Genomic DNA, 13,009 nt, shown 5'->3' with positions numbered 1-13,009 from the left:
CAGCAGGATACGCCTTTCAGCCCAACCTGTTTCCCCCGTGCCGGGAAACAGGGGGGATTAGCTTGACTTTCCCGCAATGTCGCCTATTCTGGTTCAAGCATTATTTGCAACCACTCACACTTATTATGACCGACCGCAGAATTGTTATCACCGGCATCGGAGTGATCAGCCCCCTGGGCAATGATCTCGCATCCACCTGGGAAGCCATGAAGGCTGGCCGCAGCGGCATTGACACCATCAAATCCATGGATGTTACCGGCTACTCCACGAAAATCGCCGGTGAAGTCAAAGATTTCGATCCCGCCCCGTACTTCAAGACGCCCAAGGACGCCCGCCGCGTGGACCGCTTCACGCACTTTGCCATGGGCGCTGCCGGAATGGCTCTCAAGGATTCCGGGCTGGATCTGGAAGCGGAGGACAAAACCCGCATCGGCGTCATGGTGGGCAGCGGCATCGGCGGCCTCGGCACGCTGGAAAGCCAGCATGCCACGCTTCTTTCCAAAGGGCCTGCCCGCGTGTCCCCCTTCATGATTCCGTACATGATCAGCAACATTGCCTCCGGTCTCATCTCCATGGAATACGGCCTCGGCGGTCCGAACATGTCCATCGTCACGGCCTGCGCCACCTCCAACCACAACATCGGGGAAGCCTGGCGCATCATGAAATTCGGGGATGCCGACGTCATGGTCTGCGGCGGGGCGGAAGCTACCATCCTGCCCACGGGCGTGGCCGGGTTCAGCAACATGAAAGCCCTCAGCTCCCGCAATGACGAGCCCCAGCGGGCCTCCCGCCCGTACGACGTGGACCGCGACGGCTTCGTCATGGGCGAAGGCGCCGGCGTTGTCATTCTGGAAACGCTGGAACACGCCCAGAAGCGCGGCGCAAAAATTTACGGGGAACTCGTCGGCTACGGCATCTCCGCGGACGCCTACCACCTTACCGCCCCGGACCCGGAAGGCCGCGGCGCTGCCCGCTGCATGAAGATGGCTCTGGAACACGCGGGAATGAAGCCGGAAGAAATCGACTACGTCAACACGCACGGCACCTCCACTCCGCTGGGCGACATCTGCGAAATCAAGGCCATCAAGGCCGTTTTCGGCGACCACGCTAAAAACGGACTGCTTATCAGCTCCACCAAATCCATGACCGGCCACCTCCTGGGCGCCGCGGGAGGCGTGGAACTGGCCGCCTGCCTGATGGCCATGCAGGACAACATCATCCCGCCCACCATCAATGTGGACAACCAGGATCCGGAATGCGACCTGGACTGCGTGCCCAATAAGGCCCGTGAAACCAGGGTGGACGCCGTCCTGAGCAATTCCTTCGGCTTCGGGGGGCATAACTCCTCCGTCATCGTGAAACGATTCGCCTGACCCTTTCAGGCCTCTCCTTTCCGGCGGAAGCGCTGATGTTTGCGGCCACCGCAGCCATCGCGCTTCCGCTTTTTTCATTTAAAAGCCATGCCCGCCAAAACGCACCAGGACATTCTGCTCATGCGCTGGGCCCTGTTCTCCGTAGCCGGGCTTATCCTGCTCGTGGCGCTCTATTCCCTGGGCCTTACTCCCATCTGGGCCCGGGAGCTGAAGGAAGCCATGGCCTCCGCCCCGTTTCTGCTTCCCCCGGACGCCCCCGCCCTTTCTCCCGGCACGGGATTCCTGCTGTGCATGGCGTTGACGCTGGCTCTTGTTTACGATTTGCTGCTCATCCGCGGCACGCTCCGCAAAACGGCCGTTCTGGCCGCTTTCCTCCTTCTTCTGGCCAGCTTTACCCCGGTGCTGGGGCTGTGGGGCCTTTTCTTCAATGCCATCCCATGCCTGCTCTCCGCAGGAAGCGCGGGCACGCTCGCCATCCTCTGGCCCCAAACGCCCCCCGCCCGGCGTCATTCCGAACCTCCTTCCGCTCATGAATAATCTGGACTATCCCATACCCGTGCTTGAACTGGTAACCGCCCTGAAACAGCTTCCGGGCATCGGCACCCGCGGCGCGGAACGCATGGCCCTGTGGATGCTCCAGGGGCACATGGGAGAAGCGGAGGCGATTGCCCGCACCATCGGCCAGGCGGCGGAACACGTCACGCCCTGCCCCGTCTGCGGCTTCTTCAGCACGGAAGGGGAACCCTGCGCCGCCTGCCGGGATGAAGAACGGGACAGCCGCCTCATCTGCGTGGTGGAACAGGCCACGGACGTCATCCCCATTGAACGCAGCAGCGCCTACCGCGGATTGTACCACTGCCTGGGCGGCAAGCTTTCCCCTCTGGATGATGTGGAGCCGGAAGACCTCAACATTCAATCCCTGGTGGAACGCGTCTCCCGGCAGCCTGATTGCGAAGTCATTCTGGCAACAGGCTCTGACGTGGAAGGGGAGGCAACGGCCACCTACCTCCACCATCTGCTCAAAGAAATGGATTGCAGGATATCCCGCCCTGCCCAGGGGCTGCCTGCCGGCTCCGGCCTCAGCCACGCGGACACGCTGACGCTGATGAAGGCTCTGGAAGGACGCACCCGGCTGTAAAGGAAAGCCCTTCCCGCATCAATCCCGGCACGGAAAAATTCCCGCCCATGCCCCCGTTCTTCACCGTCCGGAATCCCGGCATGGGAACGATTCCGTCTTTACAGCGGTTTTCCTGCACCGGGCGCGACACCTCTTTACCCCAATAACGAAGGGAAACATGTCCGCCTCATCCCGCCAGTCCGTCCACACGGGCGCGGTCAAAATCCGCCGGGCAAATCGTCACGTTCACCCGGTCGCCCGGTTTGAGCAGTTCCCTCAGGGAAGCGTTCTTTTTTTCTACAAAAGCCACGGCGGTTTTGCCATTCGGAAGGGTGGCGCGGAAAGCCGTATCCGCGATACGCTCCACAATAACGGCGACCGCCTGCACCATCTGGCAGGGATAAGGTTTCATATGAAAAAACGGGTTACCAATTCATTAATTCGTTCATCAGGTCATTCCCGGTTTTAAGCCCTTTTTCCGCAGCGTCCTGCAGCCGCGGCACAACCGGGACGGGTACTCCGTCCCCGGCGGGAATCCTGAACTTGCGGCCATTACGCTCCGCTCCATCCCCCGCTCCGTTTTCCCCGGTTCCCCTGTTCAGCAGCCGCGCCGCGACATCCGCCACCTCAGCCGCCTTGCCCATTCCTATTTCCGTCAGGCGGTTTCCCGCCGCCTTGATGAGCCGCGCGGACAAGTCCTCCGACGGATTGTCCAGCGTCCCGCCGATATTCACATTGGCCCACGCCAGATTGCCTCCCGCTCCCTGGCGGGAAACGGAAAACACATCGGAAAACCCCGGAAGAGCTTTCCACAGGCCGTCGGCCCGCAGCCCCACCTGCAGCCTTCCGGTCAGCGCCCCCCCTTTCCCGATTTCCAGCCAGCCTTCCACCCTCACCAGGTTTTCGCTTTCCACCAGAATATTGGAAATATGCCAGGCGGATTCCTGATAGGTGAACTGGGCGGACGCCTCGTGCAGGGGAAGATTCCGGAATCTGGAAGAACCGCAGAACAGGGCCAGCCTGTCCAGAACGGGAAGGCCGGTCAACATGCCGCCCTGCAACCTGGCGAGCCCGGCCACATGGGTTACGCCGTCCCGGCCGCCGCGCAGGTCTATCCCGCCGCTTACGCTGCCCTGGACATGCTTTTTCCAATGGTCTTCCAGGACGGAAGAGGCGGGGACGCCGTTCACCACCATATTCGCCGTCCAGGAGGAGGAAGAGCCGTCCCAGTCACCCTTGATGTCCAGATAACCGCCGGCAGCCGTAGTCAGGCGGCAGGACGGGACGTTCACCCTCCTGCTGGCATGGTTAAACTGCGCCGTGCCGGACATCAGGGAAAACTCCGGGCATCCCTTGAAAGGAAGGAGCAGCCTTCCCCCCTGCATTTCAAACCTGTACTGGCTGGAACCGGCGTCATAGGCGCTCTCCACGCGGGTCCCGTCCAAAACATACAGCTGGCCGACCTCCCCATAGGAAACGGACAGGGAATCAATGCTCCCCTTTTCCAGGCGGAACGTATCCGGCAGAATATTCTCTTCCGCCCAGCTCCTGGCCCCTTCCGGCTTTTCCCGGAAACGGAAAGGCACGGGAGCGAGCCGAAGCTTCAGCTCCGCAATATTGACGGAGGTAATGACGAACGCGCGCTTCAGCAGCTCCCAACGGCTGAATTCCGTCTCAATGTTCCTGGCCTGAAGGGAAGTCAAAAACTCATGCCCCTCCATCGTTACGCCGCCGCACCGGATGCCGGAACCGTCCCAGTCAAGAGGGTCTATCCTGGCGGTCTCCACATTCATATCATCAACAGCGGACTGTTCCAGCATGGCTAAAAAACCATCGCTCTTCAAATAGGCCCTGACGTACAGATAGGATCCCGCCACCACAGCCGCCGCCAGAACAAGCAACCCCAGCACGCCCCACAGCAGCAGCTTTTTCCAGACGCTGCCGGCACGGGGCTTTTTCCTGCGTATCCTCCTTATTCTGGGCATGACGCCAGCCTATATCAAATCCGGCTCCGGTCAAGCCTCCGGATTGCCGCAAACTGCGGGGAACGGGCATCCGCGCAGCAGGCCTTCCCCGCCTATCGCGGACCGTGGTACACCTTATGCCTTCCGGAAGCCATGGTGATGAAAATCAGGAACAGGGCATAAGCCGCCAGAAACCCCATGGGAATGACCGCTCCATGTTCCCCACGCCCCAGCGCTTCAATGGGCGCGGCCTGCTTCACCCAGATATTCTGCGCCAGCCAGGCCAGGAAAATCGCCAGCAGCAGCGTAGGCGTCACAAACTTCATGATGAAACGGTAAATTCTGGGAATGCGGATGACGGAACCGTCCTCCAGATCCTTCAACCCCCGGTCCACCCCCAGTTTCCAGGAAAACAGAATCATCATCACCATGGCGCTCACAAAGAAGCACAGCGTGCCCAGAAAGAAATCATAAGTATCCATCGCCAGCAGGTTGCCGCTGTACCAGGCAACGACAAACGTACCCGTAGCCGTAAAAAAGCCCTGCACCACCACAGCCATTTTGCGTTTCAGCCCCATGAATTCCTCAATAAAGGATAGGCCCACCTGCATCATGGAAATGGAGCTGGTCACCGCCGCCACCGTCAGAAGAAGGAAAAACAGGCTGCCGAATACCACGCTGGACCCCATTTTTGCAAAAGCCTGCGGAAGCACCATGAAACCCAGCGCGAAGGTCCCCTGCCCGGCGGCTCCGGCCACTCCCAGGAACGCCACGGCGGCGGGAACCGTCATCATGCCGGCAATGCCCACCTCGCACACTTCATTGGAGGCGGCGGCCGAAAAGCCGCTCAGCGCGATATCCTCCTTCTTTTTTACATAGCTGGCATACGTCAGAATCAGCCCCGTTCCTACGGAAAGGCTCAGGAAAACCTGTCCGGCAGCCGCAATCCAAAGCTCAATGTTTTTCAGGCCGTCCCACAGGGTCACCTCAGTCAGCCTCCGGGTTCCTCCGGACATTTCCACCTGCCGCACGGCTTCATCCATGGCTCCCGCCTGGGAGGCCGAGACCATGGAAACCGTCTTCCAGTCCCCGCTGTTCCGGTCCAGCTCCTCCACCAGCACCTTGCCGGGATTCCACATATACCCCAGCCCCTGTTCGATGCTGCGGTCCGGATAAGAAGGATCCGGCGTGCCAATGCACAAAATGCGCACCAGCAGCACCAGGGAAATCAGAAGCAGCAACGGCATGAACCAGCGCGAAAACATTTCGATGCCCCTGCTGATGCCCCGGTAAATAATCCCCAGGTTCAGAAGGATGACCCCGCTGACGATCCAGAGCAGCCCGTTGTCCGACAACAGGGCGCTCCCGTCGCCGTACATGCCCGTGAAACTGAAAAAAGTCTGCGCCGTCCCCTCCGCCGTGGCAAAAACCTCCGGGCAGGTGAGCATCTTCCAGAAATAGCCGCAGCACCACGCTTCCACCACCATGTAATAAAAGGCCACGGAAGAAGGCCCCAGAACCGCCAGCACGCCCAGGAACTTCCACAGCCTGGACCCTTTGGTCAGGTACCAGAACACGCCGGGGGCGCAATGGGCGCCCATCTGGCCGCCGCGCCGCCCGATGGACCACTCCGCCCACGCCACGGGCACGCCCACCAGAACCAGCATGAGGCCGTAAGCCACCATGAAGGCGCCCCCTCCGTATTGGGCAGCCAGCCCCGGAAAGCGCAGAAAATTTCCCAGCCCGACGGCACTGCCGGCCACAGCGAGAATCACGCCTATTTTTCCGGACCACTCGTCTTGTTGCGCCTTTGAGGATGACATGGAGGGAATACTGACAAAAAAAGCTTCATTTTCAAGAGAAAACAGGCTCTTTTGGAACGAACGGGATATCATTGCCGCTTGACTTTCGTCCGTTTTTTGGAATCATTCTTTTAGAACCAAACCAAAAAACAACCATGCTTCTCATAGGAAAACCGGCACCTCATTTCAGCGCTAACGCAGTAGTAAACGGTACCATCGTACCGGATTTCAGCCTTGACCAGTTTAAGGGCAAAAAGTACGTAATCCTGTTCTTCTACCCGAAGGATTTTACCTTCGTGTGTCCTACCGAGCTGATCGGCTTCCAGGAAGCCCTGGGCGAATTCGAAAAGCGTGACGTGGCCGTCGTCGGCTGCTCCACAGACAGCGAATTCTCCCACTGGGCCTGGGTCAACACCCCCCGCAGCCAGGGCGGCATTCAGGGCGTGACCTACCCCATCGTCTCCGACATCAACAAGACCATTTCCGCCGATTACGGCGTGCTGGCCGGGGACGAGGAAATTGACGAAGACGGCAATGTGGAAGTCAACGGAGAACTGATCGCCTACCGCGGCCTCTTCCTGATTGACAAAGACGGCATCGTCCGCCACCAGCTCATCAATGACTTCCCGCTGGGCCGCTCCATTGATGAAGCCATCCGCGTGGTTGACGCCCTCCAGCACTTCGAACTGTACGGGGAAGTCTGCCCCCTTGGCTGGCACAAGGGAGACGCGGCCATGACCCCGTCCCACGAAGGCGTGGCCTCCTACCTCAGCAAGTAAGCAGCCCCCCCGGCAATATTTCAAGGCCGCTCCCCTCTCCGGGGAACGGCCTTTTTTCATCCCCGCCTTCCCCTCTTCCCAACCAGGCGCCATATCCGGCCATGCATCCGCCGCCTTTCTTGCGCCGGAAACCGCTCCCCTTCTGCGGGATGAACCTGTGCGTCCGCCGTGCCTGAACACCGTGCCCTTTCCGCAGCCGGAGGAACTGTCATAAACCGGGGGGAATACGCGCGCGCCCCTTGAGCCGGGAAGAAGCGTCTGCTACATCCTTCATATGAATCTCATGGCAGACGCATCCTCCAGGGAAGATATCTGGACAAAAACCATGGACTTCCTGAACATGCCGGACTGGCTCAAGCTGGAAATGGTGCAGTCCGTGGGCGCCAAAATCCTGCATGTGGCGGTCTGGCTGGTAATCAGCTGGATACTCCTGAAACTGTTCTGCCAGGTGCTCCGGAAAATCACTGTGCTGAAAATGTCGCCCCAGGCCTCCCGCCTGACGGTAAAAATCGTCAAAAACGCCGGCTACATTATTATAGGCGTGGAGGCCTTTGCCCTGATGGGGTTCGATATCCTGACCCTGCTGGGAGCGGCCAGCATCATCGGCGTCGCCGTAGGCTTCGCCTCCCAGACTTCCCTGTCCAACATCATCAGCGGCCTCTTCCTGGTAGGGGAAAAGCAGATCAACCTGGGGGATATGATTGAAGTGAATGGAATCACCGGGAACGTGGACTCCATCAACCTGATGTCCGTCCAGCTCCGGCTGCCGAACAACACCATGGTGCGCATCCCCAATGAAATAATCATCAAGAATCCGGTCAGCAATATCACCCGTTTTTCCACGCGCCGGTGCGACCTGAGCCTGGGCGTGGACTATAACTGCGACATTGAGCATGTCGTGAACGTCCTCCGGGAAGTGGTCAAACAAAACAAATTCTGCCTGGATGACCCCGCGCCCCTCATCTCGTTTTCAGGGTTCCAGGACTCTTCCCTGGGCTTTACCGTAGGGGCCTGGTGCCGGAAAGACAATTTCCTGGACTGCCAGAAAACGCTCGCCCATGACATCAAGCGCCGCTTTGAGGAAGAAGGCATTTCCTTCCCCTTCCCCACCCGCAGCCTGGAGAGCAGAAGCCCCATCAAGGTGGAAATCTCCGGACCTCCGGAGAAAAATCAATAAGGAATCTCTTTTTGCTTTCTTTTTGCCCCGTGAAATTTCAATCTTGTCTGCGTAAAATCCGCATCTATGTCTGACACATCCGCACCAGCCTATCGAAGAATCCTTCTGAAACTCAGTGGGGAAGCCTTGCGCAGCCCCGGCAGCATGGACAACATTTCCCCGGAAATCGTCGCCCGCATTGCTGAAGAAATCGCTCAGGCGCACCGCGCCGGCGTCCAAATAGGCCTGGTCGTGGGCGGCGGCAATTTCTGGCGCGGGGCGAAAGCCAGCGTGCGCGGCATGGACCGCGCCACGGCGGATTACGTGGGCATGCTCGCCACCGTGATGAACGCCCTGGCCCTTCAAAGCGCGCTGGAACGCGCGGGGGTCCCCTGCGTGGTGCAATCCGCCATTGAAATGAAAAATGTCGCGGAATCCTTCATCCGCCTGAAGGCCCGCTCGTATCTGGACAACAATAAAATCGTCATCTTCGCCGCCGGCACCGGTAACCCGTTCTTTTCCACGGACACCACGGCTGCCCTGCGCGCCAGCGAAATCAATGCGGAAGTGGTCATGAAGGCCACCTCCGTGGACGGGGTGTATGATGCGGACCCCAAAAAAGTCTCCGGCGCCAAGCGATTCGACACCATCTCCTATCAGGAATGCCTGGAACGCCAGCTCAAAGTAATGGACTCCACGGCCTTCACCCTGTGCATGGACAACAAAAAGCCCATCATCGTATTCGACATGCATACGCCGGGCAACATCACGCGCGCGCTTCTCGGGGAACCGATCGGCACCACCATCAGCTGAACCCCGCATTCCTTTTCAACCCACCAAAAACACTTAGCACCCACCATCATCATGGACGCAGAAACATTATTATTGGAAACGGAGGAATCCATGCTCAAGGCCGTGGACTTCGCCAAACAGGAATTCTCCGGCGTACGCACGGGCAAGGCTTCCCCCGGCCTCGTGGAAAACCTGGACGTGCATGTCTCCAGCTACGGCTCCGTCATGAAACTGAAGGGCCTGGCCGTCATCAGCACGCCGGAACCCCGTCTCATCCTCATCCAGCCCTTTGATCCGAGCACCGTCCACGACATCGGCCGCGCCATCAATGAAAGCAAGCTGAACCTCAATCCCCTGGTGGAAGGCCGTTCCATCCGCCTGCCCATTCCCGCCCTCACGGAAGAACGCCGCAAAGACCTTGTGAAGCTTGTCAAATCCCATGCGGAAGAAGCCCGTGTGCGCGTGCGCGGCGCCCGGAAGGCCGCCATGGATTCCGCCAAAAAGCTCAAGGCGGAAAACATCGTTACGGAAGACGGCCAGCGCGATCTGGAAACGCAGATCCAGAAGCTGACGGACAAATACGTGAAGGAGATTGACGAACTGGTGGCCGTCAAGGAAAAGGATATCATGACCATTTAACCCATCCCCAACCATTTTACGACAATGACAGACAACGTAACCAACTTCCTCGCCTCCGGCATCGAAATCAAGGGAACCATCCGTTTCCAGAATGACATGCACATCGACGGCAAAATCGAAGGCGAAATCATCTCCGACAAGGGAAAAGTCACCATCGGTGAAACCGCCCAAATCAAGGGAGACATCACTGCCGGAGACGTCCGCATCTACGGCAACGTGGAAGGCAAGGTCACCTCTGACCGCTGCGAACTCAAGCAGCAGGCCCGTGTCGTCGGGGACATGAAGACACGCAGCCTCGCCATGGAGGAAGGCGCCCACCTGCTGGGCCGCACGGAAATCGGCTAAAAAACAGCCGCCTCTGTTCTTCCCTGGCGTGCCTGCCTTGTACGGGCCGCTTCTCCAAAAGCGTAAAAGCGCGCCGGGGTTTCTCAGGGGGCGGCGAAAATGAGGAACGGAAAAAAGGTACCGCACTTTTTTCCAAATACCGTTCCCGCTCCGGAAGCGGAATTGCTGGGAACCCCTGGGTCATCTCCCGTTCTTCAGGAAGCGGACGGATGCCGTTTTACACAAATACCATCCGGCAGAAAAACCGCTTCTTTCTTCTGTCCGAACCATCGCCGGATATCACGCAGGCGCATCGCCGCCTGCGTTTTTTATTGAGTCTCCACGCTCTCTCTCCGCCTCCGGCGAAACATCCGTCACCGGAGCAGGCGGAACTTGCCCCGGTGCGGAAAAGCCCCGCCGGGCAAGCTCTCCAACTCCCGTGAACACGGAAAAACGTTTCCCCGGCAGCCACAGGCACCTGTCTTCCGAAGCCATGCGGCAAAAAAAACTCTTCTGCCGCGAAACAGAAGATACGGGAATAAAAACGGAAAACGTCCCGGATTCTTGAAAGGCCGGCAGCCATTGCCGCGCCGGCACCGTTTCCGGAAATTTGCCTGGCCACGCAAAAAGCCGTCCCTATCCCCCGCCTCTTTATCTGGAGCTTTATATTTGGGGCTTTACAAAAAACGCGTAAAGAGCTACATTCTTTTTATCAAATATCAGACCATCAAATATCATACTTTATTCATCTCCGCCTATGAGCAAAGAGAGCGTCAATATCCACGTAAACAACTACTGCCAGCTGCGGGACAAACAATATGCCGTCTATACGGAATACGCCAGAAAACACGGGTTAACCACCAAAGAGCTGTTTATTCTGGATATCATCTATTTCGCTCAGGACGGCTGCACGCAGGCCGGGATTTGCGAACGCCTCTCCGCCACGAAGCAAACCGTCAGCGCCGCCATCAAAAAATTCTGGAAGCTGGGGTACCTTTCTTTTGAAGAATCCAAAACCGACCGGAGAATCAGGTTGATACGCTTCACCGCAGCCGGAAAGGAATACGTGGAACGCATCATCCCCCCTGCCGCGCAGGCGGAAAACGACGCCATGGCGGAATTGAGTGGAGAACAGCAAGCGGAATTGATTCGTTTAACCGACCTTTTTTCGGAACAAATGCGTCTGAAATTTCAATCCATCAACAAAAACACGCTATGATTATCAATACAGGAGGACGGAAAGACACCGTCCAGTATTACACCCGCTGGCTGCTGAAGAGGTTTGAAGAAGGCTATGTCCTTTCCCGCAATCCCCTGTTCCAACATAAGGTGACTCGTTATGAACTGACGCCGGACCAAGTGGACTGTGTTGTCTTCTGCTCTAAAAATTATGCCCCCATTCTTCCGCATATCAACAGCATCACCGAGCGCTTCCATACCTACTTCCACTATACGATTACGGCCTACGGAAAGGAAATAGAACCGGGTGTTCCCGGCATTGATGAAAGCATGGCCACGCTGACAAAACTTTCGGAAATTGTCGGAGCAAACCGCATCGCATGGCGGTATGACCCGGTATTGCTGACAAGTGAATATACCGTCAGAAGGCATCTGGAGACCTTTGAACGCATGGCGTCCTTCTTATCCGGCCACATCGACCGCTGCATTTTCAGCTTTGTGGAAATGTACAGGAAGCTGCAAACCAACATGCCGGAACTAATCCCCCTCACGGAAAAAGACAAGGAGGAGCTGGCGGCCGGGCTGGGAGCAATCGCGGCCAAATATAAAATCCCCATTCAAACCTGCGGAACCAATGGCGATTACACGCGTTACGGCATTTCATCCTCCGGCTGCATGACCCTGAACATTCTGGGACAGGCCAACGGCGTTCAATTCCGCAACCTGAAACATCAAGGAATGCGGCAGGGCTGCCATTGCATTGAGAGCCGGGACATAGGAGCGTATGACACCTGCCTTAACGGCTGCAAATACTGCTATGCAAATACGAACCGGCAAAAGGCCCGTGAAAATTACAAACTCCATGACCCGGACTCTCCGTTGCTGCTGGGGCATCTGCGCCCTTCCGATACCGTGCAGCAGGGAATGCAAAGGAGCTTTTTAAAACCATGAACGCTGATGCAATCAAAGTAAGGGAAATTCAGGTAAAGAGCATCCTGTCAACGTCAAATCTGCCTGTGACCGATTACTCGGTCAATCCTTACGTGGGCTGCCCCCACGCCTGTAAATACTGCTACGCCTCGTTCATGAAACGGTTCACCGGTCATCCGGAACCATGGGGAACCTTTCTGGACGTCAAATACTGGCCGGAAATACGCAACCCCGGGAAATACGCGGGAAAACAGCTGTTTATCGGTTCCGTGACCGACCCTTACGGACCTCAGGAAGAAATCTACAAAAGAACAAGGGCGCTCCTGGAACAGCTTCAAGGCAGCGGCGCGGAAATCAGTATAGCTACAAAATCCGATTTGGTGCTGCGGGACCTGGATTTGATAAAAACATTTCCCCATGCCCGCGTTTCCTGGTCCGTCAACACGCTTGACGAGCGCTTTCAGGCAGATATGGACATGGCGGTGAGCATCTCGCGGAGGCTGGCCGCCATGAAGGCCTTCCATGAGGCAGGAATCCGCACCACCTGCTTCATCTCCCCCATTTTTCCGGGCATTACGGATATTCCGGCGATTGTGGAGCAGGCTGAAGACAAATGCAACCTGATCTGGCTGGAAAACCTGAATCTGCGGGGCAGCTACAAATCCGTAATTCTGGAGTACATCAACAAACGCTATCCGCACCTGGTGCCCCTCTATCGGGAAATTTACCAGAAAGGCAGCCGCGGCTACTGGGAAGGACTGGACGCAGCAATACGGCAGCTGGCGGAAAAACGGGGGTTGCCGTACCTGCGCAATGACGATTCCATGCACCGGCCGTTCAACGAACCGCCGGTTATCGTGAATTACTTTTACCATGAGCAGATCAAACGTTCCGGCATGAAAAGAGGGGCGCTTCCGAATCCGCCGCCTCCCGCGGCGGCCTCCAGCCGTTGAT

14 protein-coding genes are annotated in these 13,009 nt (G+C 57.7%); 11 read left to right on the top strand and 3 right to left on the bottom strand.

All coding sequences use genetic code 11. The annotated features are described in order from the left end of the window. The first annotated feature begins 125 nt into the window (after positions 1-125). From fabF to recR, 3 genes are all read left to right on the top strand, one after another. Entirely contained in the window at positions 126-1,373 is a 1,248-nt protein-coding gene (gene fabF, locus BHW66_RS05415) for a beta-ketoacyl-ACP synthase II (protein ID WP_102735280.1), read from the top strand. 87 nt (positions 1,374-1,460) lie between these two features. Beyond that, positions 1,461-1,910: a hypothetical protein gene (locus BHW66_RS05410; RefSeq protein ID WP_102758945.1), complete on the top strand. Its 450-nt coding sequence runs from the start codon at positions 1,461-1,463 to the stop codon at positions 1,908-1,910. Then, positions 1,903-2,511, top strand: a complete 609-nt coding sequence (recR, locus tag BHW66_RS05405; protein WP_012420364.1) for a recombination mediator RecR — start codon at positions 1,903-1,905, stop codon at positions 2,509-2,511. Before BHW66_RS05410 ends, recR begins: the two co-directional genes overlap by 8 nt. Positions 2,512-2,677: 166 nt before the next feature. Here recR and BHW66_RS05400 read toward each other — a convergent pair whose 3' ends face one another. The 3 genes from BHW66_RS05400 to BHW66_RS05390 all read right to left on the bottom strand — a co-directional run bounded on the left by BHW66_RS05400 (position 2,678) and on the right by BHW66_RS05390 (position 6,277). Next, complete coding sequence (locus BHW66_RS05400) at positions 2,678-2,902, bottom strand: hypothetical protein (protein ID WP_102738267.1); 225 nt, start codon at positions 2,900-2,902, stop codon at positions 2,678-2,680. Positions 2,903-2,915: 13 nt separating this feature from the next. Continuing rightward, on the bottom strand, positions 2,916-4,475 hold the full coding sequence (locus BHW66_RS05395) for a hypothetical protein (protein ID WP_102758944.1): 1,560 nt from the start codon (positions 4,473-4,475) through the stop codon (positions 2,916-2,918). 92 nt (positions 4,476-4,567) lie between these two features. Beyond that, the gene (locus tag BHW66_RS05390) at positions 4,568-6,277 is read right to left on the bottom strand and encodes a sodium:calcium symporter (protein ID WP_164907804.1); all 1,710 of its coding nucleotides are present in this window, start codon (positions 6,275-6,277) and stop codon (positions 4,568-4,570) included. Positions 6,278-6,411: 134 nt separating this feature from the next. On the opposite strand from BHW66_RS05390, the gene BHW66_RS05385 reads away from it, so the two are divergent. The 8 genes from BHW66_RS05385 (at position 6,412) to BHW66_RS05350 (ending at position 13,008) form a co-directional block, all read left to right on the top strand. Then, positions 6,412-7,035, top strand: a complete 624-nt coding sequence (locus tag BHW66_RS05385; protein WP_046435424.1) for a peroxiredoxin — start codon at positions 6,412-6,414, stop codon at positions 7,033-7,035. Positions 7,036-7,318: 283 nt separating this feature from the next. Next, on the top strand, positions 7,319-8,212 hold the full coding sequence (locus tag BHW66_RS05380) for a mechanosensitive ion channel family protein (RefSeq protein ID WP_180975878.1): 894 nt from the start codon (positions 7,319-7,321) through the stop codon (positions 8,210-8,212). A 66-nt stretch (positions 8,213-8,278) separates the two neighbouring features. Continuing rightward, positions 8,279-9,004 (top strand): UMP kinase, encoded by a 726-nt coding sequence (gene pyrH / locus BHW66_RS05375; protein ID WP_012420358.1) that lies wholly within the window; start codon positions 8,279-8,281, stop codon positions 9,002-9,004. 51 nt (positions 9,005-9,055) lie between these two features. Further along, on the top strand, positions 9,056-9,622 hold the full coding sequence (gene frr, locus BHW66_RS05370; RefSeq protein WP_102758941.1) for a ribosome recycling factor: 567 nt from the start codon (positions 9,056-9,058) through the stop codon (positions 9,620-9,622). Between the two features lie 24 nt (positions 9,623-9,646). Then, complete coding sequence (locus tag BHW66_RS05365; RefSeq protein WP_012420356.1) at positions 9,647-9,967, top strand: polymer-forming cytoskeletal protein; 321 nt, start codon at positions 9,647-9,649, stop codon at positions 9,965-9,967. 736 nt (positions 9,968-10,703) lie between these two features. Next, complete coding sequence (locus BHW66_RS05360) at positions 10,704-11,165, top strand: MarR family transcriptional regulator (RefSeq protein WP_102758939.1); 462 nt, start codon at positions 10,704-10,706, stop codon at positions 11,163-11,165. Further along, positions 11,162-12,076 carry a DUF1848 domain-containing protein gene (locus BHW66_RS05355; RefSeq protein WP_102758938.1) on the top strand — a complete coding sequence of 305 codons (915 nt, stop codon included), beginning with the start codon at positions 11,162-11,164 and terminating at the stop codon, positions 12,074-12,076. Before BHW66_RS05360 ends, BHW66_RS05355 begins: the two co-directional genes overlap by 4 nt. Then, on the top strand, positions 12,073-13,008 hold the full coding sequence (locus BHW66_RS05350) for a radical SAM mobile pair protein B (protein ID WP_046435410.1): 936 nt from the start codon (positions 12,073-12,075) through the stop codon (positions 13,006-13,008). Before BHW66_RS05355 ends, BHW66_RS05350 begins: the two co-directional genes overlap by 4 nt. Position 13,009: the final 1 nt, after the last annotated feature.

Origin of the sequence: Akkermansia sp. 54_46 (assembly GCF_001917295.1) — a bacterium.
GTDB lineage: Bacteria > Verrucomicrobiota > Verrucomicrobiia > Verrucomicrobiales > Akkermansiaceae > Akkermansia > Akkermansia muciniphila.
The sequence above is the reverse complement of the archived record's forward strand: the minus strand, read 5'-3'. Positions and strand labels throughout refer to the sequence as shown.